The following is a 23,878-nucleotide window of genomic DNA, read 5'->3' as shown; positions in this document are numbered from 1 at the left end:
ATGCTTTTTATAATAAGCATCTTCATCTTTGGAGGCGTACTGGAAACATTAACACCATTTTTGGCTAGAAAAACAACAGTATTTGGTGTTTCAATTCCTGAGCCCTATGTGCAACATGAGCAATTACAAATATTTAAAAAGCATTATAGCATGCTGGTAGGGAGCATAGCAGCTGCATTTCTTTTAGGCCAAATTTTACTACTATTTACTTCCATTAAAGAAGAGAAATTTGTTTTATTATCTTTTATCTTGCTATTTGTCATGCTACTCATATCAGCTGCTCTTTATATGTCTTATCATATAAAAATCAAAAAACTAAAAAAACAAGAAAATTGGGAAGCACATGTCAAAACTGTTTATGTGACGGATCTATCTATACGTGATAGAGATGAAGTACTATCACCTACATTTTTCGCATTACCGATCATTGTCACATTAGCGTTAATTACCTTTACCTATATGAATTACAATGCCATCCCAGATGTATTTGCTACCCATTGGAATGCAGCAGGTGAGGTAGACGGTTGGACTGAAAAAACATGGATCTCAGTAATAGTAATGCCACTTATTTTACTAGGGACACAAATTAGCCTTTTCATCATGAGTTTTGGAATGAAAAATGCCAAAATACAATTGAGCGCACAGGCAAAAGCAGCCTCGGTCAATAGAGAGCTTACACAGCGTAAATATAGCAGCTGGTACTTTGCGGCGATTAATTATAGTATGACTATTCTTTTTGTTGTTTTACATTACACGACAGTAATTTTAAAAAATCAAACAGCTCCTTATTTCTTCCCTCTTTTTACCAGTATTATGATTGTTTCTTTAGGGGGACTGATCCTCTTCATTTGGAAGTTAAGTAAAAGTAATGAGCGCTTTGATGATTTACATACAAACGAAACAGCTGCAGCCGATGATCGATACTGGAAATGGGGTATGATTTACATTAATAAAAATGATCCTTCACTATTAGTGGAAAAGAAATACGGTGTTGGTTGGACTGTGAATATGGCGAATAAATGGAGCTATATCATTTTACTTGTCATATTTTTGCCAATCTTATTAGTCATCTTCATATAGAAGGAGAGATTTTATGAAAAAACTATTGTTTTTATGTTGTGCACTCTTATTATTAGTAGCTTGCGCTCAGAAGGAAGACAATACAAAAGGGAAAGAGACGAAAGGGGACAATAAAATGAATGAACAACTAATCGGAAAATGGGAAGGGAATATTGAAACACCAAATGGAGCATTTCCAATTATCGTTGATTTGCAAAAAGATAACGGGAAATTATCAGTACCTGCGCAAGGGGATCATCCATTTAAAAGCATTACATATATTGGTGACCAAGTAAATGTTTCCATCAACTTAAATGGCTCTGCAGTTGAAATTAATGGCACATTAAAAGATGGGCAAATTGAAGCAACATTCCAACAAAATGGTGGCAAATTCCCACTTGTCTTAAAGCCATTCAAAGAACAGCCAGAACAACCAGTTACGTATGAACCGTTAAAGATTCCCGTTCAAAATGGTGAGTTAACAGCGGCTCTTCAAAAGGCTAGCAACGAGCCATCCCCAGTCGCACTCATTATAGCAGGCTCTGGTCCAACTGATAAGGATGGAAATTCAGCCTTAGCTGGTAAAAATAATAGCTTAAAAATGATAGCGGAGGGGTTAGCGAAAGATGGTATTGCATCTGTCCGCTATGATAAACGTGGAATTGGCGATAATCAATCCCTTTTAACAAAGGAAGAAGATATAACTTTTGACCAATACGTAGATGATGCAGTTCAAGTAATTAATGCCCTGTTAGCCGAAAAAGAATTTTCAAGTGTTCATATTATTGGCCATAGCGAAGGCTCACTGATCGGTTTGCTAGCAGCACAAAAAGCACATGTAGAGTCCTTTGTTTCCATAGCAGGTACTGGAAGACCAATAGATAATGTTCTGTTAGAGCAATTAAAAGTTCAGTTAACACCAGCCCTTCTAAAAGAATCAACAGATGCTCTTGCATCCTTGAAAAAAGGCGAGCTAGTGAAGAACGTTTCTCCAGAGTTACAATCACTCTTCCGTTCTTCCATTCAACCGTATATGATTTCATGGTTAAAATATAACCCTGCAAGTGAGTTAGCAAAAGTGAATAGCCGAGTTTTAATTCTTCAAGGAACAACCGATTTACAAGTAGTTGCAACTGATGCGGAGGCGTTAAAGAAAGGTAAACCAGATGCCGAACTGATATATATGGAAGGAATGAATCATGTGTTAAAAAATGCTCCAGCAGATCGCGCGAAAAATTTTGCGACGTATTCAGACCCAACATTACCACTTCATAAAGAATTGTTGCCAGCCATCCAGCAATTTATTATGAATGAAAATAGAGACTAGGTATGGTGAATGCCATTGTTTGTTTTATCATTATGATTCCAATCTTTGCGATAGTTCTATCTCAAGGAAAAGGTGCATTTTTATTAGCGGGCTAATACTATGCCCGCTAGTGAGAAAGAGAATATAACGAAAAAGCGTAGAAAGAGTGTTGAAAAGATTTCTGAAAGAATGATGCTTAGCAATGAGATAATTAATCCAGAATATAGTGAATGGATTTAAACTTCAAACATTTGATGATAACCACTTTTTTCATTTACTTGTGATGATCTCCATGAAAGCTTTACGAAGGTCATTAGCGAGGTTGTAGGTAATCGACCGGTAATAATAAGATAAGGAGATGAAAGAATGGGAATCCTAGATATAAAAAAATTTTCAAAGGTGTATAAAGATGGGAAAAAAGCTGTCGATAACATAAGTTTATCTGTTGAAAATGGCGATGTTTTTGGATTTATAGGTCATAATGGAGCGGGGAAAAGTACAACAATCAAATCAGTAGTAGGAATCCTAGATTTTGAGGAAGGCGACATCTACATTGATGGGCATTCTATTAAGAAAGAGCCTCTTGAATGCAAATCGAAATTTGCTTATATTCCTGATAGTCCCGAATTATATGAACATTTGACAGGAATCCAGTATTTGAATTTTGTAGCAGATATTTTCGGAGTACCGGAAGATGTTCGAGTAAAGAGAATAAAAGAACATGCTGGAATGTTTGGAATAACAGAAAGTCTTGGAAATCTAATATCCTCTTATTCTCACGGAATGAAGCAAAAGCTAGCAATAACTGGGGCTATTATTCATGAACCAAAGCTTTTGATTCTGGACGAGCCATTTGTAGGTCTTGATCCAAAAGCAGTAGTTGTTTTAAAAGAGATAATGAAGAAAATGACTGCTAAAGGGAATGCAATATTTTTTTCAACACATGTCTTAGATGTTGCAGAAAAGCTTTGTAATAAGGTGGCTATGATTAATCGTGGAAAGCTAGTTTATAGTGGTACGATGGATGAAATAATACAAAATCAAACATTGGAAGAGTTCTTTATGAAGGAGTTAAAAGATGAGGCATTTATCGATTCTTCTAAAAATTAGGATTGTTTCACTGGTGAGACTTAATACCCTAAAAGGTAAAGCCAGCTTTGGTGATAAAATAGCTATTGTTGGTGTATTTCTTGCGTCTGTTTTCGCGCTAGCGTATTTTACAAGTCTTGGATATATGCTGAATGAAAATAATATGAGAGAACACATACTTGCATTTTCATTTTTATTGAGTACTCTTTTATCATTGTTTATAGCATTTTTTAGTGCTAGTGATGAGTTTTTTGGAAAAAGAGATTATGAGACATTAATGTCACTTCCTATTAAAACATCAATAATAGTTGTAAGTAGATTCTTATATATTTATTTCTTGAATACGGTAGTATCTTTAATAATCATGCTTCTAATGGGAGCAGTATATTTCTTTACAGGAACAGTAAGCGGAGTTTTTTGGATAAAGATGCTGATTGGAATACTTACAGTTGCATTAGTACCATCAATTGTAGCGTCAATTGTTAGTATATTAGTTTTAGAAATTTCATCGAGAGCAAAATATTCTCGTGCGGTTTCTTCAATTAGCTATATTATTTTATTTATAGTATTAGCACTAACAATGAGTGGTGGTTATAAATTAGATCAAAGCGATATGAAATTGATATTAACAAATGTATTGAATCAAGCTAACCAAGTGTATCCAATGTTTTATTTGTATAATAAAATACTGGTAACAGGAAAAGTGGGAGATTTTCTTATATATATAGCAGTTTCATTAGTGGTAACAGTGATTTTCATTATTGGTCTTTCGTTTGTATACAAAGGACTAAATACTAAAATTCGATCAAAGAGTAGTAACAAAAAATATGAAGTAAAAACATTAAAAAGATCAAGTAAATTAAAAGCATTATATGTGAAAGAAATCAAGCGACTATTTTCGTCCACAACGTACTTAATAAACACAGGATTCGGAATGATCATGATGGTTATTTTTACGATTTCTTTAATGAGGTCAATCACAAAAGTGATGGAAAATATGCCGATAGATAATATTAATACAGTAGCGACTATAATACCGTATATAATGTCATTGTTGGTATGTCTATCAAATACAAGTAGCGTGTCTTTTTCACTTGAAGGTAAAAATATTTGGATAATCAAAACTTTACCATTGTCGAAAGAATTGGTTGTAAAGAGTAAGATACTTGTTAATCTTACGCTTACAATACCTCTTACGATTATAAACGGAATAATAATCGGAAGAGTGTTTGGAGCAACAATATTTGATTCCATCATATTAGTACTTCTTCCATGTGCATTTGCAGTATTTTCAGCAATATACGGAGTTGCTATTAATTTAAGATTTGTAAATTATAGTTGGCAATCAGAACTCCAAGTAGTAAAGAGGAGTGTATCAAGTGTATTGGGGTTTTTCGGTGCAGCGATTCTGGTACTCATTGCAGCAGTTCCAAAAGTACTATGGTCAGGTTCGATAGTAGGCATATATGATGTTGTTATTATTTTATGCTTGGGCATCGTAACTAGCAAGTTATATGCTAAAACAATAAATGGTGAGCCTATTTAATTTGGGAAGAGTAGTGTGAAAACGAAATTAATAAATATTACTGAAAAAAGTAAGCTAAATAAAGATCGCAATTAATTGAAAAATCTATTAAAAAAATAAAGTGTTCCGCTCACTCGTTTTCATTACTGTTTGTGTCGTGAAGCGGACACGGGAGAGAATGGAGATTATTATGAATAAATCTAAAAAGTCAGTACGTATAATTCCTTGGATATTTTGTGCCTTGTTTTTTGTGTTTTCAATTATTGGTGTACAAAATATATCGGATGAGATTCCTATTACCTTCAACATGGCCGGTCCCAATTTGAACGGTAGTAAGTATTTTATCTTTATATATCCTGCATTGTCCTTTTTTATAGGGATTACTGCGCTAGGTGTAGTAGGGAAAAAGGAAAATACTAAATTAAAAGGAAACTTACCATTTATAATTATTGGGAACTTAATAGTAGGTGGATTTATGGTTTATACAATCTTATCAAATTGGAATATGTAATGTTAAAAATAATTGGTGAATAAAGAAGGAAGAAAACGAATGAATGTACTAGAAGTAAAGAACCTCACACAACATTTTGCTGAAAAAAGGTACTGGATAATAAATCGTTTTCTGTCAAAGAAGGAGATGTAGTTGGATTCTTATAAGTTTGATTCTGGCAAAAAGTGTTCAATCTTGTTGAGCAATAATTGACTACTTTAGATTAGCAATTACATAGAAGGAAAGTAAATACCCGCGAAAGGTAAATCCCGCGAGCAGAGGGCAATACCCACGGAAATACCCGCGGAAGCAGGGCAAATACCCTCGAAAGCAAGGAAATCCGCGAGCAGAGGGCAATACCCATGGAAACAAGGTAATGCACATACGAAACAAATTAGTATTTAACCTAAAGAAGTATGCTCAAATCAAAAAATGATGAGCATACTCTTTTGGTTTTTAGGCATCTTTTCACCTTATGTATTTGGGCAAGCTGTCGCTGTTATTTGTCAATACGTTGATTAGAGCGAAAGCAGATTGTTGAGACGTAGAGCAATTCAATTTAATGGATGCCTTATGGTGAAGTGCATTATAGTGAAACAATTATTACAACTTTAACGTACAATAACTAAGCAAAGAGAGGTTTATTTTAATTCATTCAATATGAATGAAAAAGCACGATGAATCGAAATTAACTAAATTAAAAAGAAGGTGTTCTTTTGTATAGCATAGGAAAATTTTCGAACCTGTGTAATGTTCCTGTAAAGACTATTCGTTACTATAGCGATATTGGATTACTCGAACCATCCTTTATAGATGAAGTGACCGGTTATCGTTATTTTGATTACGATAAAATGAAAGAACTAAATATGATTCGGGTGCTAAAAAATTGTCATTTTTCATTAAAAGAGATCGAACAGATTGTGAAAGGAAAAAATGATCGGCAAGATTTAGAGCTAAGATTACATAAAAAAGTTCAGGAATTAGAGCACCAACAAGAAATGATTGCTCAACAAATTCATAATATTGTCCAAGTGAAAAATTCTCTAAGGAACGCTGAGACATTTAATCCAAAGCCAACATTATCAAGTTGTTACATAGAAGAACGACCAAAAATACAGGTGCTTGCCATTCGTGAAAAGATCAATATTATTGAAATGGATAGGCTAGTACAAAAATTATTTGAACGAATCTATGCATATCAATTAGAGATAGAAGGTAAGCTTACTGCAATTTTTCATCAACAGGACAGGGAGAAAAATATAGCGGATGTTGAACTACTGTTACCGGTAAAAGCAACTCAACTGGGGGAGTATATTAAAATAATACCTGAAGGCAAGTATGCTTGTATAAATATAAATGGACCGTATTCAGAGTTGAATTTTGGCTATAGTCGCTTGCAGAAATGGCTAACTGAACAATCCCTTCATGTAGAAGGACTGTTTATGGAGCAATACATAAAGGGGCTAATCCCATCTGACGTAGTAAATCCAATTAATATTAGACCAAATATTGAGCTACATCCAAATGATTTTTTGACAAAAGTATTTGTGAAAGTAAGAAACTAGCTAAACTCTCCAGTAGATGGAGACTTTATTCTGTATTTAGCAAGGGTAGAAATGTCTTGCAAGTACTATATGGAATGGAGTATATCAATGAAAACAAATACAGGGCAGTTTGCATTTCTTAAAGGTGGTTCGTACGAGATTGGCATACAACAAGCGCGAGAATTGCAAAAAAATCCAATTGCAAAATCACTATTCTTTACGGATAATATCACTTCTGACAAAGCTTATTTTGATATGACAGCACAAATAGAGCAATATTGCCCAGGGTTAAATAAAGAATTAGCGGGCTTTGCGGAAGGCTTTGGCTATGAGCCCAACCAACTAAATTTTTATCAAAATGCGTGGTTAATTCCTGGGGGATGTAGTTTAGGAGCGATTTTGCCTGGAAAAATGGCTGATGGTAAAACATATGTCGTAAGAAATTATGATTTATCACCTGATATTTCAGATATGCGCTTATGTACCACAGCAGTCGAAGGAAAATATACTCATACAGGATTTTCTGTTTCCACATTCGGTCGAAGTGAAGGCTTGAATGAGAAGGGGCTATGTGTTGCATATGCATCGTGTGGTATGCCAATTGGTAAATATCCTGGCATGAGACCACCGGCAGTGACTGGCTTACAGTTTATGGTTATCGTAAGAGCTCTATTAGAAAATTGTAAAAATGTAGAAGAGGCTATTTATATGGTTAACAATATGCCGGTAGGAACAAATATGAATTTACTTTTAGCTGATGCAAGTGGAGACGCAGCTTTGATTGGGACATATGACGGAATAAAAGAAGTTAAACGTGCTGAACTAGATTATCTTATTGCAACTAATCATGGACTATTTTCGGCAATACAAGAAATAGAGCCAAGGAAGCTCGAACATTCTCAATTAAGATATGATATTTTAGAGAGGAAATTTAAGGAAAGTGGAAAAAGATCTATGCATGAAATCCAAGAACTTCTTTTAACAGAGTTTCCTAAAGGATTATCCGTTCATAATTACAAAGAAAGCTTTGGAACAGTGCATTCAATTTTGTTTAACCTTACTGATTTGCAACTAGAATTTTCATTTGGCTCACCATTACAAAATCAGGTAAACAAGATAGAGGTTGGCGATGACTTTGCAGAAACACAAATACCCGTTGAATGTACTAATAAAAACTATGGAACAGAATTTTGGAAAATAATAAAATCCTAACTAACAAAAAGACCTTTCCACGGTGGAGGGCACTGAAAAAGTCCATATCTTCTCACATTGCGAGGTATTCAACGATTTAATCGTTGAATACCTCGCTTTTTTCATTTGGCACTGTGACTCTACTGTTGTTTTCCGAAGCATTCCGCTCGCTTTCCGCGGGCGAGCGCCGAGCCCATAGCTGTCAACTTAAGAAAAATGTGTATTCCTTTTAAAAAGTTGGTATAGATAATTACTAACTTTTTGAAAGGAGTTTTTTTATGATGATGCCAAAACATGTACAGTTACTCCAAAAGTTATTTGAATTCATTCGCCCTGAAAGAGTAGATGAAATCGCAAGGGAAACTGGTTTCATCAAAAGAAAGCGCCTTGTAACAGCTAGCGATTTTCTTTCTTTACTTTTTCATGTTCACGGTAATTTAGTAGACTGTACGATTCAAGAACTATGTACAAAAATTACTAACAGAACAAGATATTTTTGATTAGTCGTGCAGCTGTAGATAAAAAAATTCACACCTGAAGCCACAGCTTTTTTTTACAGCGGCTCATTCAAGAGTTTTTACTCGAACAACAACAACTACAGCTCCCATCGCTCTCTTTGACGGATTCATGGCCGTTTTCAAGTATTCGTGTATTGGATTCCACTGTCGTTAGCGTGCCAGAACGTTTCAAAAAAACGCACAAAAAAACTCAACAAGCATCAGCGAAAAATTCAGTTTGAATACGATATTCTTTCTGGTCAATCGACATTTCTTCACGTTGCTTTTCCAAAAATATCAATGATGCTAAGATGGGCGCCAGTAGGATTCCATTTATTACAGAGAATGAACTCTGTATGCAAGATTTAGGTTACTTTAGCTTTGAAAAATTTTTAAAAAGATAGAGAGCAAAAGAAGCATTTTTTTATCTCAAAAAGTGCGAACAGACGGGTATGTAGCTTTTTAAAAATCCATTCCCATCGTATCATCCAAATGGCAAAAGTGATTCAAAGTAGTCTGTATCATCGGATTGATTTAGTGGCGCTTTGTGAAAAAGTTAGTACCAGGAGAATATTTAGAATTAGAAGAAGTTTATTTTTGGACGAGATGCCCATTTTTCCAGCCCGCTGTATTATTTTTTTCGCATAATGAGCACCGTGAGGAACAACAAATCCAAAAAAATTAATCGCCGGGCTGTCAAATCAGGAAAGGTACCAAAACAAGTGGTGCGTGATTTAGCAGGCATTACCATTTATATATCCAATCTGCCCTGAGTGGATCTCTGCACGTCAAATCGTTGAATTATATCGCTTGCGTTGGCAAGTCGAATTAACTTTTTAAAGTATGGAAGTCTAATTTGGAAATAGACCATTTCAAAGTGATGAAGAAGGAAAAGGTGGCTCTGCCATTTATACGGCACCATCCTCGTCTATTTAATTAGCCAATTGATTGCGTATCAATTGAGAAATTTCATTTGGGAAGAGAAACAAGTAGAAATTAGTGAAGTGGTCGCTACAAGCAGTATCGCTACAGTCGTTTTACCTAAACTTTACGAAATGAGTATAAAAAAAGGGCAGTCGTTTAAAGACATAGTCCAAGCAGCTACTCAATTACTTCTAAAAACCGCTAGGAAACCGAAATCCATCAAGGGGACAGCCTTTAAACGCCTTCAACTTATATAGAATAACCAAAAATTACCATATCTATAAGGGTAGTTTATTTGGTATTCCCAAAAATACTTTCCCTCTTTCTATAAACGTAAAACTCATTGTTCATTAAAAAAATAATCAATTGGATATTTTTTAAAATCTTAAGTTGACAGCTATGGAGCGCCGAGCCTCCTCCTACGCTTCGCTTCGTGCGGGGTCTCGTCTGTCTCGCTTTCCCGCAGGAGTCGAGCGATGCTTCTCCAAACAACGCAATGTATCACACTATTATTTTAGTCACGTTTTCCTTTATAATAAAAGAACATTAATGTGCAGGTGGTGCCCCCGATGATTTCAAATCAAGAAACCCTTAATTTAAGTCCATATATGGCGATCTACGATATTGTTGTGCCAAAAGATAATATGCTTCGCCAAATCAATGAACTTGTTGATTTTTCATTCATTTTAGAAGAGTTAAAAACAAAATATTGTTTAGATAATGGACGTAATGCCATTCCTCCAAGCACGTGCGGGTAAAAAAGGAACGAGTAAGAGTCAAAGTCAGACATATTATTTTGATATTGAAAAATGCAAAGTATGTCCAATGAGAGAGGGCTGTTATAAAGAAGGCGCAAAAAGTAAAACATATTCTGTCACAATTAAGTCGGATACACATGCCGAACAAGAAGCATTTCAAAATACGGAAGCATTTAAGCGATTAGCCGCAAATTGCTATAAAGTAGAAGCAAAGAATAGTGAATTAAAAAACGGACACGGGTACGATACGGCATCGACTGCGGGTCTATTTGGCATGGAAATTCAAGGTGCTACAACGATATTCGCCGTCAATTTGAAACGGATATTAAAGCTACTAAACGAAAATGAATAAGGAATAGAGACAGAAATAAGGCACTTCCTGTTAAGAAGTGCCTTATTTTAAAAAGGTTCGCTTTTATGAAAACGTAAGTTTTTCAGTGCCCTCCCACGGTGAGAGGTCTTTTTGCATGTTAGGGTATACAGTGTCCGACTGAAAAGCACTCTCACCAATATTTTAAAGTTCGGTGTGTGGCTATTTAGGGGCAATTTTTTTATAAAACATACTTATTTCTTAACTTAATTCGTTCGTTACTACTTGGATAAATTCATCTCGATGCTCTGATTCAAAAATAGTAATCCCTTTTTCTCTGGAAAGTTGTAGTAACTTTTGAATCTTAGCCTCATCTTTCTCCATAAAGGCTTTTTCTACATATTTTAAATCTTGCAAGATATGATGTATAAATGTATCCCCTTCTCTTTTAATATCTATAGCAATAAAGTCGAACGATAATTTTGTTTTAGGTGGAGTAATAATTGTATCAAACAAATAGTTTAAAGCTTTAAATGGGACATAAGGGATACCTTTTTTATATTCATATTTCTCAATAATAGGTAAAACCTTATCAATAAATTTTTGTATTTTATCAATATTGTAAAGCTTTGTATTTTCTAAATTATTCTTCTTAATAATTTGTTGTATTTTTTCATATTGATTTTGTTCTAACAGTTGTTTCATATATAAAAGTTCTTTTTTGAATTCGGATCGTTCTGTTTTACTTTGTTGTCGATGTTCAATAACAGCGTATTCGATTAGCTCCCATCCTATCTTCAAACCAAAATGAGGTTCTAAAAAATACTTAAGTTCTTCAAAATCGCGCACTTAGGTAACTCCCTTTAAGTTAGTATTATTAATCGTACAGGAAAAACAAGATAAAAATTTCTTGCCCTAACCGCTCTCAAACATCTGTCAGAGCCATATTAAGATGATATTCCTTTTTGTTTACTTAATTCCCAATAAATATGTATTTTACATAAAAAATCATTTTATAGAAACATATAATTTAATTTCATTTTTAAAAAAATAAAATGAACCTTTTCCAATTGCCGTTTGTATAGTCAGTGAACATAAAAATTAGGAGGGTTTATTTTGGAGCTTATTGTGAAGGATATTGTGAAAAAATATAATGGTGTGAACGTTTTGGATGGTGTGTCAGCCACATTTAAAATGGGCTATTGTTATTTATTATTAGGTCAGAATGGAGCGGGTAAATCTACATTATCAAAATGTATAGCCGGGGATGAAAAACCGGATGGTGGTTCCATTGTATTCAATGATGCTTCCCAACATGTGCATGAGCAAGTAGCGCTACAGTACCAATTTTTTTCGAGTTATCAGCATCTTAAAATTCGTGAAGTAATGGCTCTTTTTACTACATTGACGAACAATAAGGTTGATTTGGAAGAGCTATATGAAATATTAGGGTTACCGACTTATGACCACATCTTATTGAAAAATGCTTCAGGCGGTCAGAGAAAAGCAGTATCAATCTATCTATCTTTTTTATTAAATAAACCAATCATCATTTTAGATGAGCCGTTTGCTGATTTAGATTTAACGAAGAAAAAGCAATTGATGTTTTACTTACAAGATGAAATTCGTCAACGTAACAAAATGATTATTATTATTAGTCATGAGGTGGCAGGTTTAGAACCGCTATTTGATTATGTAGTCATTTTAAAAGAAGGTAAGCTTATTGAAAATAGCACACAGGATGATCTCTATCAAAAATACACAGAGGCGAAATTGCCGGGAATCGAAGGTCTCTACTATGAAGTGACAGGCCAAATTTTAGGAGGGAAAGCAGGATGATTAAACAAATTGCAAAAATGTATATGTTAGAAAGTGTGCGTAATCCAGGAATGGTTTTTGGAAATGTACTTCCAGCTATTATGTTTATGATTAGTTCAGTTATATGTAAAAATATGATTACTGGAGATGCTACCAATTTTATCGATATTATGATTAAAGGTCAGTTTCTTCCACTCTCTATTATAATGTTAATTTTCTCCTTTGCTTTTTCCAGTGCCACAATTTATTTGGTAGATATGAAGGTTAATAAAACCTTCCAATGGATACATCGAACAGGTATTAAGCCACACACTTACTATATTGGGATGGGAATAGGTGTCTTTACATTATTAAATGTATTTTTAGTGCTAATACTCATTGGCTATTCCTTCATCATTGATATTTCACTTTTATCTTATTTTATGATTATTTTAATGAGTAATTTTGTTTTACTGGCATTATATCCATTGAGTTTTATATTAGCAGGTCTATTTAAAAACGAGAAAGTAGCTCAAAGCATGCTAGTGCCGATTATGTTACTATTTATGTTTTCAATACAGATGACATCGTTGTTTTTAACGCTTGCAGAGAAAAACCCTCAAGATTATTTTATTTTCTTAATCTGGAATCCAATGCTTTATTTATTTGATAGTTTGCAAATGTACTTGAATTTATTTGACGAAACGTGGCTTCCGCAATATCAATATTGTATAATTTTAGCAATGATTAGCCTGGTGTTAGCAGCCATCGCTAAAAAAGTATATACCAGTCAGTAGGTGATTTTATGGGAATTGGATTTATTGTATCTTTTATTGTCGTTGGAGTTTGGACTATTATTATTTTAGGAATTACAATCCCGATGAATAAAAAATATGTTGTTCGCGAAAATGGAAAAATTAATTATAAAAAAACAACAATTTATTTACGGTGGAATGTATTTGATACTTTAACGCTCGTTTTAGCCATATATACAATACTTTGTGTGCAGGCATTAAACATGCTTTTGTCTTTCTCTCAAACAATCGAAAATCCGTATGTGCAGTTTTTTACAAATCAATCGCAAGCATGGGTCATTGTAATAGTCGCATACTTAGTTTCACGTGTGTCCATGACGTTGAAGTCCATTAAGGCTCATTGGGGGGATGAGCTAGATGATAAGTAATGAAGAGTGGATGGAGGCCTATAAAAACGGAGATGTCGAGGGCTTTGAACAGCTCTATAGTCGTTTGTATGAGCCATTGTACTGCTTTTTATTTCGCTATACTCGGGAAGATCAGCTAAGCATTGATATTGTGCAAGATACCTTTGAGCGTTTACAATATATAAAAGAAGATTTTGACCAACAAAAGGGAACGGTTAAAGCATTTTTATTTCAAATCGCTTATCGCTTAATGATTAATAAATTGAACCGGCGGAAAAAATGGCGCACGCTCTTCCCGTTTTTAGTACCGACGTCAAGTCATCGAATGTCTGCTGACGAGAAATTAACGATTCAAGAAGCGATTCTTCAATTACCCGAAAAGCAACGAGCTGTTATTTTGCTTGTTTATTATCATGATTTACCGCAGGAGGAAATTGCACAAATTTTGTCCATTCCGCTTGGTACAGTTAAATCGAGGCTACATAATGCGATGAGGACTTTAAAGGAAGAGCTAAAGGAGGATTTTGATGCTTAAGGATGAATTTCAAAAAGAGCAATGGTTAAAAAACAGCTTAGATGACGATAAAGTGGAGATTCCCGAGCAGCTATTGACATATAAGAAAAGTCGTTGGCAACGTTTTCTTCAGTATTTAGCTTCACCAACGAAGGATCCGTTAGAGCCAATATGTACATCTTCAATCGGCTACACCTCTTTGAAAGTAGTGCCCATTGTCGCGGCTGTATTTATTACAATTCTTCAAATTTTATTGCAATAAATTTTTCTTAATATTAAATTTCTCACTGCCACAATCATTCGGTTGTGGTATTTTTAATGAATAAATACTATTTATTGCCCATTTTAAGGAAATATTTAGATTAATTTGGAGGTTAGTGCTTTGAGGGTTTTAAAAAAGTTTCCACAGCCAAACACGATAAAAGGTCAGCTTCATCGAACACTTGTATGGATTACTTTTATCATTGGTCTTTGTATTTTTATTCCAACGTTTTATATTGAATATCGGCAAACCATTCAACATCAAAATGAAGAGATGACGCATTATTTGGATGCCCAAACATATTTTTTTGAAAGCTGGTTATCAGAGCGATCCAGTGATATACATACAATAGCTAATTTAGATTTTGTAAAGGACTATAATGTTGAAAAATCGCAAGCTTTTTTTCAAGATTTTAAAGAAAAAACAAATTTTACAGACTTAATATTCGTTAATAAAGAGGGCATCGTGCAATTTGATACAGTTACTGAATACAGTACAAATGGTGCTGGTGTGGATGTGAATGACCGTGAATATTTTCAAATTGCTAAAAAAACGAAACAAGCATATATAACAGATATTTTAATAAGTAAAGTCACAAATCAGCCTATTATTGCATTTGCTTCGCCTATTATTAATGAACAACAATTTAATGGTGTTGTTTTTGGAACAGTAAATTTGAACACTATCGACCAACTGTTACATGAATCGAGAGTTGGCTTTTTAGGTCATGCCTACATTGTCAATCAGGATGGCACTATGCTCACTGAATTTAACAATAAACCACAAATGTTTTCTGAAAATTACCCAGTCGATGAGCATATTATGAACTTTGCTTTAAAAAATACAACAAGCAATCTCGATATTTATAAAGACGCGAATGGTAAGTGGGTTCTTGCTAAAAGTAAGCCTATAAATCAAGGGAAATGGTTTATCCTATCAGAAATTGGTCTGTTAGAGGCATATAAACCATTAATCATTAGATTTCTATGGATCACTTTTTGTTTAGTGGTTGGTTCATTTTTTACGATTAAAATTATGTTACATCTCTCTAAAAAAATTGAAGAACCAATCCAGCAGCTTCTTACAGGTGTTGGCAAGGTAGAACAAGGTTATTATGATTATCAAATAAATGCACAACAGATGGCACCTTATGCGCAAGAATTTCAGGAGCTTTGTTCATCCTTCAATGAAATGAGTGCCAAGGTGAGAAAAGATACTATATTACTGAAAGAATTATCAATTACCTGTCAGTTGACGAAGCTGTATAATCGTCGTTATTTGATTGAGCAGGGAGAGCTTGTTTTTCAGAAATGTTTAGAAGAACAAAACCATTGTTCATGTATAGCGATAGATATTGATTTTTTCAAAAAGGTCAATGATACATATGGACATTTAACCGGTGATGAAGTACTAAAGCACGTCGCAAACATCATTACAAATTCTGTACGAAGAATCGACATTATTACAAGGTATGGGGGAGAGGAGTTTGTCATTTTATCTCCAAATACTACGCTGGAGAGTGCAGTAAAAATAGCAGAAAGAGTTCGGCAACATGTTGAAGAAAATCCTTATAATGCGGATAATTTAGAGATTAATGTGACAGTGAGTATCGGCATCGCAGGATTCGGTCATTCTAAAAATATTTCAACATTTTACGAACTGCTCGACAGCGCGGATCAAGCACTTTATATTGCAAAGAAAAGCGGTCGAAATCAGCTTAGAGTATATGATAAAACAGGTATAGTTGATACAAGCCAAATGCTTTAAATGACTAAATTAAGAAAGTGGTGTTTACATGAGGGAAATTATATTAAATAAATTAAAAGAAATCGAAAAAGAGTATCATATAAAAATTTTATATGCTGTAGAATCGGGTAGTCGAGCTTGGGGATTTCCTTCCGAGGATAGTGATTATGATGTTCGTTTTATATATATTCATAAATCTCAGTGGTATCTTTCCATCGACCCTCAAGGAATTGGTGCTAAGAGGGATGTCATTGAAGTGCCTATCAATGATTTGTTGGATATTAGTGGTTGGGAAATAACAAAAGCATTAAGGCTATTTCGCAAAAGTAATCCACCTCTTTTAGAATGGTTACGAAGCAATATTGTTTATGACCAGCAATATTCATTTATTGACAATGTACGGTCACTGGAAAAAGAAGTATTTTATCCAAATGCAAGCTTATATCACTATTTGAATATGGCTAAAAACAATTATCGAGAGTATTTACAGGGCTCAGAGGTAAAAATAAAAAAATATTTCTATGTCCTAAGACCAGTTTTAGCATGTAAATGGATAGAGAATAATGAAACAGTTCCACCAATTGATTTTCAGGAATTATTAAATGAAATAATCTCTGATGGTCCTTTAAAAACGGAAATTCAGCAACTTTTACAGAGAAAAATGGCTGGTGAAGAACTAAATATGGAGCCACGAATTGAAAGTATTAATGAGTATTTAGATAAAGAAATAAAGCATATTGAGACATACTGTAAAAATCTTAATGTTAAAGTGGATGATTCTACACAAAAATTAGATGAGTTATTTAGGAGTACATTACAAGAGGTGTGGGATTAATGGTATATAGAAAACTGAATAATTTTTAATCGCAAGGTCATACTAAAAAAGGTTTCACTTATGAAATCTATATTGATGAGGAGGATGGCGCGAATGAGTAGGTTCGAACATTTAGACCCAAAATCTCAAAAAATCCACCGCAACTGGTCAAGGATTAAGCATTCAAAATCTCAAGTAAATGGTGAAACGGAGATTACTCTCCATAACCGTATCTTGAGAAGTGAAGCAAGAGCCCGACAGTTTTAATCATGCTAGAAAAGTAAGTGTCATCAAGCCCAGAACATATTCTGGGTTTTTCTTTTGTTTTATTGTTAATTTATGGGGTTTTTCTATTTGTTTTGATAAAATGAATATATGAAAAAAATACGAGATTTTAGGAGGGGAAAATAAATGAGCAACGTAGAAAAACTAAAAAAGGGATTAAAGGAATTTGGCTTAGCGCATAAAGCAGAGAAATTATTACCTCTCGCAAAGGAATCCATTCGAATGATGGTAAACCAAATACCTGAAGAAAAAATTCAGATTGGTAGCTCAAAAATTGGTGGCTGTCCGGATGTACCATCAAATTTTTCATGGCCCTATACAAACGACAATAGACCATTGTATTTTCTTTGCCAACTAAATCTAATAGAAATAAAGCCTTACGATACAAACAGCTTATGACCCACGTATGGTGTGCTGTCCTTTTTCTATGATCTGTCGAGCAACCTTGGGGATACGACCCGAAAGATTATGATGGCTTTAAAGTTTTCTACTTCTCTCAAGAGACTAGTAGCCTGAATAGAATGGAAATTCCCGCATCATTACACGAGCATGGTAACATCGACAGCGCGGCGCTACAATTTGAAAATGAAGTGACACTTCCATCATGGGACTCGCCATACTCGATGTTTTTACAAGAAATTTTAAATGAAGAGGAGGCTGATAGCTACAGAGATTTTGAATACGAGTGGATGGAGGTAGATGCTAGGGCTACTCATCGCATAGACGGTTATCCAGATGCGATTCAAGGTGACATGTATTTGGAATGTCAACTGGTGACAAATGGCTTATATTGTGGCGACTCAACAGGTTATAGCAATCCTTTATGAAAGGAATTAGAAGCAGGAGCGACTGATTGGCGATTATTACTCCAAATTGATTCGGAGGATGATCTAGGGTTTATGTGGGGCGATAGTGGCAGATTGTACTTCTGGATTCGTGAGGAAGATTGTAAAAATAAACAATTTGATAAAGCATGGGTTGTTTTACAATGTTTTTAAAGGAGGCGGGGAGACATGGAAAATCAAATTAAAATTCGCTTTGCAGTCGAAAAATTTCAGCAAACGATTGATTAGTATTTTATCCGACAAAAAGGAGAGAAAGCGATGATCATTCCAATTCCAACGTATTTACAGCCATTTGCAGAAAATGTACAACAACTGAGCGATGTTGAATCACAATTACAGCTTTTCTCTAGCACTGGCAATCAACAATTTGAAATTTGGTATTATGGCGATTTGTTATCGCTTGAGGGGGAGGTCATGCCTTTCATTACAGGCTCAACTGCTAAAATCGTCGCAAAGGATCCTTTAACAGCGGAGGGGATTTTGCTGTTTGATGGGTCCATACATGGCTATAACGCGCTTTTTTGTGATGAATATACAGAAGAACAACGTGTCAACCGTCCACTTCAAAAATATAACATGCCCGCAACAGAGCTTGTATTATCGTTTTTTTATAATATTGACTATGATGAAGAAGAAGACGATTATGAGATAGATGACCAAAATTACGTACAGCTGATCAACGGAGATACAGCAGACTGGGAGACAATAAAAAGAAATGGCTATGATGCCATTGCTTTTTATTTCAAGAAAGAAGATGGGGCGCTGTTAGCATTTGCACAGGAAGAATTAGCATAGCATGAGAGAATAATAGAATTAGATATAACCATTCATGGAAGGAAATGTGGAAATATATGGAAATATTTAAATTCTCACAAGATTTGTCTAATCAAGTTATAAATTATGATTCGATAGACGTCTTTTATACAAAGATCATGAAAACAGTAGAACCTACGAATATTGGCTTTATGTATATAGAGCCTGGTGGTGTTGTTGGGATGCATGAGGCGCCTGTACCACAGTTATTTATTGTGATTCAGGGGGGAAGGATGGGCTTGCGGTGAGGATCAAGAGAAAGTACTCCTAAAAACTGGGGACGGTGTTCTTTGGCAAACAGGAGAGGCACATGAATCTGGTAGTAATTCAGGTTTAACAGCACTTGTCATCCAATCCGAGCAAATCCATCTTGCATAGATTACATAAAAAATGTGTAACGGAGTAAGTTATAGCTCCGTTACACTAAGTTATAGTTAAGCCGAGTTTAACTGTTTTCAATAAATGACCATCAAATAACTCATCAAACTCCTCCAATTTCTTGAAGCCCTTCGCTTGATAAAAGTTCATGCCAATCGCATTTTCCTTTTCTACACAAACTAAAAGTGACGTTACATCTGGAAGCAAATTGATCCCTTCCCGTAATAGGGCTGTACCAATTCCTTTGCCCTGCGTTTCAGGAAGTAAATATATGGCGTAAAGTTCTGCCTCACCATCTACAACATTTGAAAAATTGGCAAAGCCTACTATCGAATCTTCAAGTATAGCAACTAAAAATAGACTATTTTCTAAACGACCTAGTAATCGCTCACTACTATAAGCAGTTTGTAAAAAACGATCTTGAATGTCATTTGGGATAATCCCTTCGTATGTTTGATGCCAACTTTTTTTGGCAATTTCTTGCACAAAAATGATGTCATTCTTTTGCATATGTCTTATAATTGAACTCAATACTTTTCACCTACAATTCCAATTATTCTATTTATTGTAACATTAAATCAGATGAAGGGAGATGACTTCATGCAAGTTGTTGAAAAGGCATTTGGCTATATTACGAGAGAGCATGAGGGGCAGTTACAAGTGCTAGTATTTGAGCAAAATACAGAAGGAGCAGGAATTCAAATTCCGAAAGGCACGGTAGAGGAAGGGGAAACACCGCTAGAGGCTGTAACTCGAGAGATGTTTGAGGAGACAGGTTTATGCTATCTAGCAGTTAAGGGGTTAATTGCACAGGATCATTTTAATCATCATTCAGGGGTATTACAAAAACGTTATTTTTATCATTTAACGACAAATGAAAAACGAGATTTATGGAAGCATTGTCCGACAGGTGTAAACGAGGCGGGCTTAGAATTTTCATTTTATTGGATAGCAGATGAGCAAGAAGTGGCATTAGCAAAGGGACATGGAGATTATTTGTATCGAGTGTTAGCTCGTGTTAACAATTGATTGTTAAACATTTATAAGTTGCATATATTAAACAAAACCGCGTTCCAATAATTTGGAGACGCGGTTATTTCATTATATAGCCTTTACGGCAATCACTTCTAATGCTTGTGCGAAATCAGCGATGAGATCCTCAACATGCTCTAGTCCTACTGAGAAACGTAATAGTCCGTCAGTAATACCACGTTTAGCACGTTCCTCAGGCTCCATTGCTGCATGGCTCATTTTAGCAGGGTAGGATAAAATCGATTCAACGCCACCAAGAGAGACAGCGAAAACTGGAATTTTCATCGCTTCTACAAGCGCTTTTGCAGCTTCATAGCTTGGTAGGCGGAAGGATAGGACTGCACCAGCACTTGTGGATTGACTATGATGAATCTCATAGCCAGGATGTGATGCAAGCCCCGGGTAATATACTTGCTCGACAAGAGAATTTGCAGCTAAAAATTCCGCAATCTTTTGTGCCGATTCAGCAGAACGACTAAAACGCACATCGGTTGTTTTGATATTTTGCAATAGGGTAAAGGAGTCCTGTACACCTAGTATATTGCCAAATGAATTTTGGATAAAGTATAGCTCCTGACCAAGCTTTTCGTCAGCAGTAACTGTCAATCCTGCGATAATATCGGAATGCCCAGATAAAAACTTTGTAGCACTATGAATAACAACATCAACACCTAGCTCAAGTGGACGTTGGTGTAAAGGTGTCATAAAAGTATTGTCTAAAAACGTTAAGCAATTATGCTGTTTGGCTAGTGCAACTACTGCGCGAATATCTGTAATACCAAGTGTTGGATTCGACGGTGTTTCCATATATAGTAGCTTTGTAGCTGGTGTAATGGCTGCTTCTACCGCTGCTAAATCTGTGAAATCAACGAAAGTATGGGTAATACCGAGACGTGGTAAAACCTTGGAGACGAAGCGGTATGTTCCACCATAAACATCCTCCGTAATCACAATATGATCACCCTGCGATAATAGCATTAATGCTGCAGATACAGCGGCAATCCCAGAAGAAAATGCATGGGCGCGTACACCGCCTTCTAGCTCTGCTACTGCTTTTTCTAATGCATCACGTGTAGGGTTACCAGAACGAGCATAATCATATTCGCCGAATTCATCGATACTCTCCTGATGGAAAGTAGATGATAAATACATAGGCACATTGACTGCACCTTTTTTATTCTCATAGCCGTCACGAACACCTGCGTGAATTAAGCTTGTTTCAATATGTTGCTTCATCATTAAACCTCTTTTCTTAGGATATCGAATACTTGTTTTAAATCCGCAATTAAATCTTCAGCCTCCTCAATTCCAACAGAGAAGCGGAGTAATCGGTCACATACACCGCGTTCAATACGCTCATCATAAGGCATATCTGCATGTGTTTGAGTAGCAGGATATGTAATAAAGCTTTCGACACCACCAAGGCTTTCAGCAAAGGTAATTAGCTGCAAGTTTCGAAGGAATGGGTCGATCCAGTCAGCGTTTTTCAAGCGGAATGATAGCATGCCACCTTTTCCTGTATAAAGCACATCTGTCACAAGCTCTTCTTCCTCTAAATATGCAGCAATTGCTTTCGCATTCGCATCGTGCTGCTTTAATCGAAGATGCAATGTTTTTAAGCCGCGAATAAGTAACCACGAATCCATCGCACCTAATACCATACCGCTACCATTATGAATAAAGCCAATTCGTTCTGTTAATTCAGCACCTTTAGCGACAACTAAACCAGCTAACACATCATTATGTCCACCAATATATTTAGTAGCCGAATGAATAACAATATCTGCACCTAATTCGATTGGACGTTGGAAATATGGTGTATAGAACGTGTTATCTACAATTAACCATGCTCCATGCTTGTGAGCTAATTCTGCATACACTTGCAAATCAAATTCCTGCATAAGCGGATTTGTAGGCGTTTCAATGAATAGGGCACGCGTATTGTCATTGATTAATGCTTCTACCTGTTCAATCGATTCAAATTTTGAGTAGACAGGCTTAATATTATATGTTTCTTCAAAGAAATTAAAAAGTCGATATGTACCACCATATAAATCATCAGGCACCACTAATTCATCACCAGGTTTAAACAATGATAGAACTAGTTGAATGGCCGCCATACCAGAGCTACAGGCAAAGCCCATATCTCCGCCCTCTAAATCAGCAATTCCGGCTTCTAATAGGGCACGAGTTGGATTTTTTGTACGTGTATAATCAAAACCAGTAGATTCACCGATACCTGTATGTTTGTAAGCTGTCGATAAATGGATTGGTGGGCTGACAGCACCTGTTATAGGATCACTTAAATTCCCAAGTTGTACAAGTTTTGTTTCAATACTTCTGCTGTTTGTCATGTCGTCACTCTTTTCTTCATCATAATAACGGGGAGTCAAATTATCTGAAAGACTAGACCTCATTTTCCCATATTCTCAATAATTGTTACCAATTTAACATGTATACTAAAGAAGAACAAGATAATTTCAGAAAATTGGCGAGATTATTTAGGGTAAATCACCTAGGAATAGTAGGAGATGCTTTAAGGAGGAGAGTTATATGAAGCATTGGCTAGTAATTGGTGGAACAGGAATGCTAAAGGATGTCTCTTTATGGCTTATAAAGCAAGGGAACCATGTTACGGTTATCGGGAGACAACAGATCAAAATGCAAAGATTGATAAATGAAGCTAAAGATGCTTCGAAATTAACACCCTTAATAGCTGATTATACAAATTACAATAGCTTTAAATCGGCATTAATAGAATCTCAGCAAACTAATGGATCATTTGATTGCATTATTGTCTGGATACATGGCTCTGATAAAAGAATTTGGGAGTCACTTTTGCAAGCAATTCCTACCACAAAAAATGTGATTTTATACCATATTAAAGGAAGTGGCTCTTACATAAATGACCATAAAAAAAGTCATATGCCTCCTAATATAATTTATCGAGAGGTTAAACTTGGATTTGTCATAGAAAACAACAACTCCTCTAGATGGCTAACTACTAGTGAAATTGCACAGGGAATTATTGATGGAATTTGCGTCCTTAAAGGAATAAATCTCTTAAACAAAAAGAATCTGCCTTTTTCCTCGGCTTATCCGAGAAAATTAGACAGATTCTTGTTAGATACGATTTAAGCTTGTTCTTTTTTTAATAAATCTCGAATTTCTTTTAGAAGCTCTTCTTTAGAATCCAATTCTGGTGCTGGTTCTTCCACAACAGCCTCTTCATTTTTACGAGATAATTTGGTCATAAGTCGTAATGCCATGAAAATTGCAAAGGCAATAATGAAAAAGTCAAGAATAGACTGTAAAAATACACCTAATTTTATTTGTGCATCACCTGAACCATAAGCAAAGCTTTTTGTTAAATCAATACCACCAGTTAAGACACCGACTAATGGCATAATGATATTTTCAACTAAGGAGGTAACAATTTTACCGAAAGCACCACCAATTACTACTGCCACTGCTAGATCGACAATATTGCCTTTCATAGCAAACTCTTTAAAGTCTTTCCACAAAACAAATTCCTCC

At 35.2% G+C, this 23,878-nt stretch carries 27 protein-coding genes and 3 pseudogenes; 25 read left to right on the top strand and 5 right to left on the bottom strand.

Going from position 1 to position 23,878, the window contains the following annotated elements; all coding sequences use genetic code 11:
* The 11 genes and pseudogenes from FJQ98_RS17250 to FJQ98_RS17200 all read left to right on the top strand — a co-directional run.
* The gene (locus tag FJQ98_RS17250) at window positions 1-1,080 is read left to right on the top strand and encodes a DUF1648 domain-containing protein (protein WP_053595011.1); all 1,080 of its coding nucleotides are present in this window, start codon (window positions 1-3) and stop codon (window positions 1,078-1,080) included.
* A gap of 13 nt (window positions 1,081-1,093) precedes the next feature.
* On the top strand, window positions 1,094-2,386 hold the full coding sequence (locus tag FJQ98_RS17245; protein ID WP_075807251.1) for an alpha/beta hydrolase: 1,293 nt from the start codon (window positions 1,094-1,096) through the stop codon (window positions 2,384-2,386).
* Window positions 2,387-2,737: 351 nt separating this feature from the next.
* Window positions 2,738-3,475, top strand: coding sequence for an ABC transporter ATP-binding protein (locus FJQ98_RS17240; RefSeq protein ID WP_053595020.1), 738 nt, complete (start codon window positions 2,738-2,740; stop codon window positions 3,473-3,475).
* Complete coding sequence (locus FJQ98_RS17235) at window positions 3,444-5,000, top strand: putative ABC transporter permease subunit (RefSeq protein WP_053595012.1); 1,557 nt, start codon at window positions 3,444-3,446, stop codon at window positions 4,998-5,000. Before FJQ98_RS17240 ends, FJQ98_RS17235 begins: the two co-directional genes overlap by 32 nt.
* Before the next feature lie 169 nt (window positions 5,001-5,169).
* On the top strand, window positions 5,170-5,490 hold the full coding sequence (locus FJQ98_RS17230) for a DUF1648 domain-containing protein (RefSeq protein ID WP_053595013.1): 321 nt from the start codon (window positions 5,170-5,172) through the stop codon (window positions 5,488-5,490).
* A gap of 695 nt (window positions 5,491-6,185) precedes the next feature.
* The gene (locus tag FJQ98_RS17225; protein WP_075807252.1) at window positions 6,186-7,034 is read left to right on the top strand and encodes a MerR family transcriptional regulator; all 849 of its coding nucleotides are present in this window, start codon (window positions 6,186-6,188) and stop codon (window positions 7,032-7,034) included.
* Window positions 7,035-7,121: 87 nt separating this feature from the next.
* Window positions 7,122-8,225 carry a C45 family autoproteolytic acyltransferase/hydrolase gene (locus FJQ98_RS17220; RefSeq protein ID WP_053595014.1) on the top strand — a complete coding sequence of 368 codons (1,104 nt, stop codon included), beginning with the start codon at window positions 7,122-7,124 and terminating at the stop codon, window positions 8,223-8,225.
* Between the two features lie 257 nt (window positions 8,226-8,482).
* Window positions 8,483-8,704: a hypothetical protein gene (locus tag FJQ98_RS17215; protein WP_201406485.1), complete on the top strand. Its 222-nt coding sequence runs from the start codon at window positions 8,483-8,485 to the stop codon at window positions 8,702-8,704.
* Between the two features lie 750 nt (window positions 8,705-9,454).
* Window positions 9,455-9,541, top strand: coding sequence for a transposase (locus FJQ98_RS27615; protein WP_201406731.1), 87 nt, complete (start codon window positions 9,455-9,457; stop codon window positions 9,539-9,541).
* A gap of 653 nt (window positions 9,542-10,194) precedes the next feature.
* Window positions 10,195-10,368, top strand: a pseudogene (locus FJQ98_RS17205) (transposase); the annotation flags it as partial.
* Window positions 10,369-10,378: 10 nt separating this feature from the next.
* Window positions 10,379-10,735: pseudogene (locus FJQ98_RS17200) on the top strand (transposase); the annotation flags it as partial.
* A gap of 219 nt (window positions 10,736-10,954) precedes the next feature.
* Here the strand turns inward: FJQ98_RS17200 and FJQ98_RS17195 are convergent.
* Entirely contained in the window at window positions 10,955-11,542 is a 588-nt protein-coding gene (locus FJQ98_RS17195; protein WP_053595565.1) for a hypothetical protein, read from the bottom strand.
* 267 nt (window positions 11,543-11,809) lie between these two features.
* On the opposite strand from FJQ98_RS17195, the gene FJQ98_RS17190 reads away from it, so the two are divergent.
* The 12 genes and pseudogenes from FJQ98_RS17190 to FJQ98_RS26890 all read left to right on the top strand — a co-directional run bounded on the left by FJQ98_RS17190 (window position 11,810) and on the right by FJQ98_RS26890 (window position 19,179).
* Window positions 11,810-12,532, top strand: coding sequence for an ATP-binding cassette domain-containing protein (locus tag FJQ98_RS17190; protein WP_053595566.1), 723 nt, complete (start codon window positions 11,810-11,812; stop codon window positions 12,530-12,532).
* Window positions 12,529-13,287 carry an ABC transporter permease gene (locus FJQ98_RS17185; protein ID WP_053595567.1) on the top strand — a complete coding sequence of 253 codons (759 nt, stop codon included), beginning with the start codon at window positions 12,529-12,531 and terminating at the stop codon, window positions 13,285-13,287. The genes FJQ98_RS17190 and FJQ98_RS17185 overlap by 4 nt, the downstream gene beginning before the upstream one ends.
* Window positions 13,288-13,295: 8 nt before the next feature.
* Window positions 13,296-13,673 (top strand): hypothetical protein, encoded by a 378-nt coding sequence (locus FJQ98_RS17180; protein ID WP_053595568.1) that lies wholly within the window; start codon window positions 13,296-13,298, stop codon window positions 13,671-13,673.
* 10 nt (window positions 13,674-13,683) lie between these two features.
* Entirely contained in the window at window positions 13,684-14,187 is a 504-nt protein-coding gene (locus FJQ98_RS17175; RefSeq protein ID WP_053595801.1) for an RNA polymerase sigma factor, read from the top strand.
* On the top strand, window positions 14,180-14,428 hold the full coding sequence (locus FJQ98_RS17170) for a hypothetical protein (RefSeq protein WP_053595569.1): 249 nt from the start codon (window positions 14,180-14,182) through the stop codon (window positions 14,426-14,428). Before FJQ98_RS17175 ends, FJQ98_RS17170 begins: the two co-directional genes overlap by 8 nt.
* Before the next feature lie 120 nt (window positions 14,429-14,548).
* Window positions 14,549-16,195 carry a sensor domain-containing diguanylate cyclase gene (locus FJQ98_RS17165; RefSeq protein ID WP_053595570.1) on the top strand — a complete coding sequence of 549 codons (1,647 nt, stop codon included), beginning with the start codon at window positions 14,549-14,551 and terminating at the stop codon, window positions 16,193-16,195.
* Between the two features lie 28 nt (window positions 16,196-16,223).
* Window positions 16,224-17,009: a nucleotidyltransferase domain-containing protein gene (locus FJQ98_RS17160; protein ID WP_053595571.1), complete on the top strand. Its 786-nt coding sequence runs from the start codon at window positions 16,224-16,226 to the stop codon at window positions 17,007-17,009.
* A gap of 93 nt (window positions 17,010-17,102) precedes the next feature.
* Complete coding sequence (locus tag FJQ98_RS17155) at window positions 17,103-17,255, top strand: YpzG family protein (RefSeq protein ID WP_075807286.1); 153 nt, start codon at window positions 17,103-17,105, stop codon at window positions 17,253-17,255.
* 144 nt (window positions 17,256-17,399) lie between these two features.
* Window positions 17,400-17,672 (top strand): DUF1963 domain-containing protein, encoded by a 273-nt coding sequence (locus FJQ98_RS27240; RefSeq protein WP_053595572.1) that lies wholly within the window; start codon window positions 17,400-17,402, stop codon window positions 17,670-17,672.
* A gap of 50 nt (window positions 17,673-17,722) precedes the next feature.
* Window positions 17,723-18,271, top strand: a pseudogene (locus FJQ98_RS26895) (DUF1963 domain-containing protein); the annotation flags it as partial.
* A 105-nt stretch (window positions 18,272-18,376) separates the two neighbouring features.
* A complete protein-coding gene (locus FJQ98_RS17135) occupies window positions 18,377-18,913 on the top strand; it encodes a hypothetical protein (protein ID WP_053595575.1) in 537 nt (178 codons plus the stop codon).
* Window positions 18,914-18,957: 44 nt separating this feature from the next.
* A complete protein-coding gene (locus tag FJQ98_RS26890) occupies window positions 18,958-19,179 on the top strand; it encodes a hypothetical protein (RefSeq protein WP_241774594.1) in 222 nt (73 codons plus the stop codon).
* A gap of 175 nt (window positions 19,180-19,354) precedes the next feature.
* On the opposite strand, the gene FJQ98_RS17125 is transcribed toward FJQ98_RS26890, so the two are convergent.
* Complete coding sequence (locus FJQ98_RS17125) at window positions 19,355-19,840, bottom strand: GNAT family N-acetyltransferase (protein WP_198926906.1); 486 nt, start codon at window positions 19,838-19,840, stop codon at window positions 19,355-19,357.
* Window positions 19,841-19,909: 69 nt separating this feature from the next.
* On the opposite strand from FJQ98_RS17125, the gene FJQ98_RS17120 reads away from it, so the two are divergent.
* Window positions 19,910-20,338, top strand: a complete 429-nt coding sequence (locus FJQ98_RS17120; RefSeq protein ID WP_053595576.1) for an NUDIX hydrolase — start codon at window positions 19,910-19,912, stop codon at window positions 20,336-20,338.
* 72 nt (window positions 20,339-20,410) lie between these two features.
* Here FJQ98_RS17120 and FJQ98_RS17115 read toward each other — a convergent pair whose 3' ends face one another.
* Window positions 20,411-21,577, bottom strand: a complete 1,167-nt coding sequence (locus tag FJQ98_RS17115) for an aminotransferase class I/II-fold pyridoxal phosphate-dependent enzyme (RefSeq protein WP_053595577.1) — start codon at window positions 21,575-21,577, stop codon at window positions 20,411-20,413.
* Between the two features lie 2 nt (window positions 21,578-21,579).
* Entirely contained in the window at window positions 21,580-22,695 is a 1,116-nt protein-coding gene (locus FJQ98_RS17110) for a methionine biosynthesis PLP-dependent protein (protein WP_053595578.1), read from the bottom strand.
* Window positions 22,696-22,894: 199 nt separating this feature from the next.
* On the opposite strand from FJQ98_RS17110, the gene FJQ98_RS17105 reads away from it, so the two are divergent.
* Entirely contained in the window at window positions 22,895-23,479 is a 585-nt protein-coding gene (locus FJQ98_RS17105; protein WP_053595579.1) for a Rossmann-fold NAD(P)-binding domain-containing protein, read from the top strand.
* Here the strand turns inward: FJQ98_RS17105 and mscL are convergent.
* Complete coding sequence (gene mscL, locus FJQ98_RS17100; protein ID WP_053595580.1) at window positions 23,476-23,865, bottom strand: large conductance mechanosensitive channel protein MscL; 390 nt, start codon at window positions 23,863-23,865, stop codon at window positions 23,476-23,478. The genes FJQ98_RS17105 and mscL overlap by 4 nt on opposite strands.
* Window positions 23,866-23,878 lie beyond the last annotated feature (13 nt).

It is taken from the genome of Lysinibacillus agricola (assembly GCF_016638705.1).
In the GTDB taxonomy this organism is placed as follows: domain Bacteria; phylum Bacillota; class Bacilli; order Bacillales_A; family Planococcaceae; genus Lysinibacillus; species Lysinibacillus agricola.
Note: the sequence above shows the minus strand (reverse complement) of the source record. Positions and strands in the feature narration are given on the sequence as shown.

Excerpts from the sequence above, each read along its gene's own strand:
- FJQ98_RS17250 (WP_053595011.1), top strand. The coding sequence starts at position 1 with ATGCTTTTTATAATAAGCATCTTCATCTTTGGAGGCGTACTGGAAACA.
- FJQ98_RS17245 (WP_075807251.1), top strand. The coding sequence starts at position 1,094 with ATGAAAAAACTATTGTTTTTATGTTGTGCACTCTTATTATTAGTAGCT.
- FJQ98_RS17235 (WP_053595012.1), top strand. The coding sequence starts at position 3,444 with ATGAGGCATTTATCGATTCTTCTAAAAATTAGGATTGTTTCACTGGTG.
- FJQ98_RS17230 (WP_053595013.1), top strand. The coding sequence starts at position 5,170 with ATGAATAAATCTAAAAAGTCAGTACGTATAATTCCTTGGATATTTTGT.
- FJQ98_RS17220 (WP_053595014.1), top strand. The coding sequence starts at position 7,122 with ATGAAAACAAATACAGGGCAGTTTGCATTTCTTAAAGGTGGTTCGTAC.
- FJQ98_RS17215 (WP_201406485.1), top strand. The coding sequence starts at position 8,483 with ATGATGATGCCAAAACATGTACAGTTACTCCAAAAGTTATTTGAATTC.
- FJQ98_RS17185 (WP_053595567.1), top strand. The coding sequence starts at position 12,529 with ATGATTAAACAAATTGCAAAAATGTATATGTTAGAAAGTGTGCGTAAT.
- FJQ98_RS17180 (WP_053595568.1), top strand. The coding sequence starts at position 13,296 with ATGGGAATTGGATTTATTGTATCTTTTATTGTCGTTGGAGTTTGGACT.
- FJQ98_RS17175 (WP_053595801.1), top strand. The coding sequence starts at position 13,684 with ATGGAGGCCTATAAAAACGGAGATGTCGAGGGCTTTGAACAGCTCTAT.
- FJQ98_RS17170 (WP_053595569.1), top strand. The coding sequence starts at position 14,180 with ATGCTTAAGGATGAATTTCAAAAAGAGCAATGGTTAAAAAACAGCTTA.
- FJQ98_RS17160 (WP_053595571.1), top strand. The coding sequence starts at position 16,224 with ATGAGGGAAATTATATTAAATAAATTAAAAGAAATCGAAAAAGAGTAT.
- FJQ98_RS17155 (WP_075807286.1), top strand. The coding sequence starts at position 17,103 with ATGAGTAGGTTCGAACATTTAGACCCAAAATCTCAAAAAATCCACCGC.
- FJQ98_RS27240 (WP_053595572.1), top strand. The coding sequence starts at position 17,400 with ATGAGCAACGTAGAAAAACTAAAAAAGGGATTAAAGGAATTTGGCTTA.
- FJQ98_RS17135 (WP_053595575.1), top strand. The coding sequence starts at position 18,377 with ATGATCATTCCAATTCCAACGTATTTACAGCCATTTGCAGAAAATGTA.
- FJQ98_RS26890 (WP_241774594.1), top strand. The coding sequence starts at position 18,958 with ATGTGGAAATATATGGAAATATTTAAATTCTCACAAGATTTGTCTAAT.
- FJQ98_RS17120 (WP_053595576.1), top strand. The coding sequence starts at position 19,910 with ATGCAAGTTGTTGAAAAGGCATTTGGCTATATTACGAGAGAGCATGAG.
- FJQ98_RS17115 (WP_053595577.1), bottom strand. The coding sequence starts at position 21,577 with ATGAAGCAACATATTGAAACAAGCTTAATTCACGCAGGTGTTCGTGAC.
- FJQ98_RS17110 (WP_053595578.1), bottom strand. The coding sequence starts at position 22,695 with ATGACAAACAGCAGAAGTATTGAAACAAAACTTGTACAACTTGGGAAT.
- FJQ98_RS17105 (WP_053595579.1), top strand. The coding sequence starts at position 22,895 with ATGAAGCATTGGCTAGTAATTGGTGGAACAGGAATGCTAAAGGATGTC.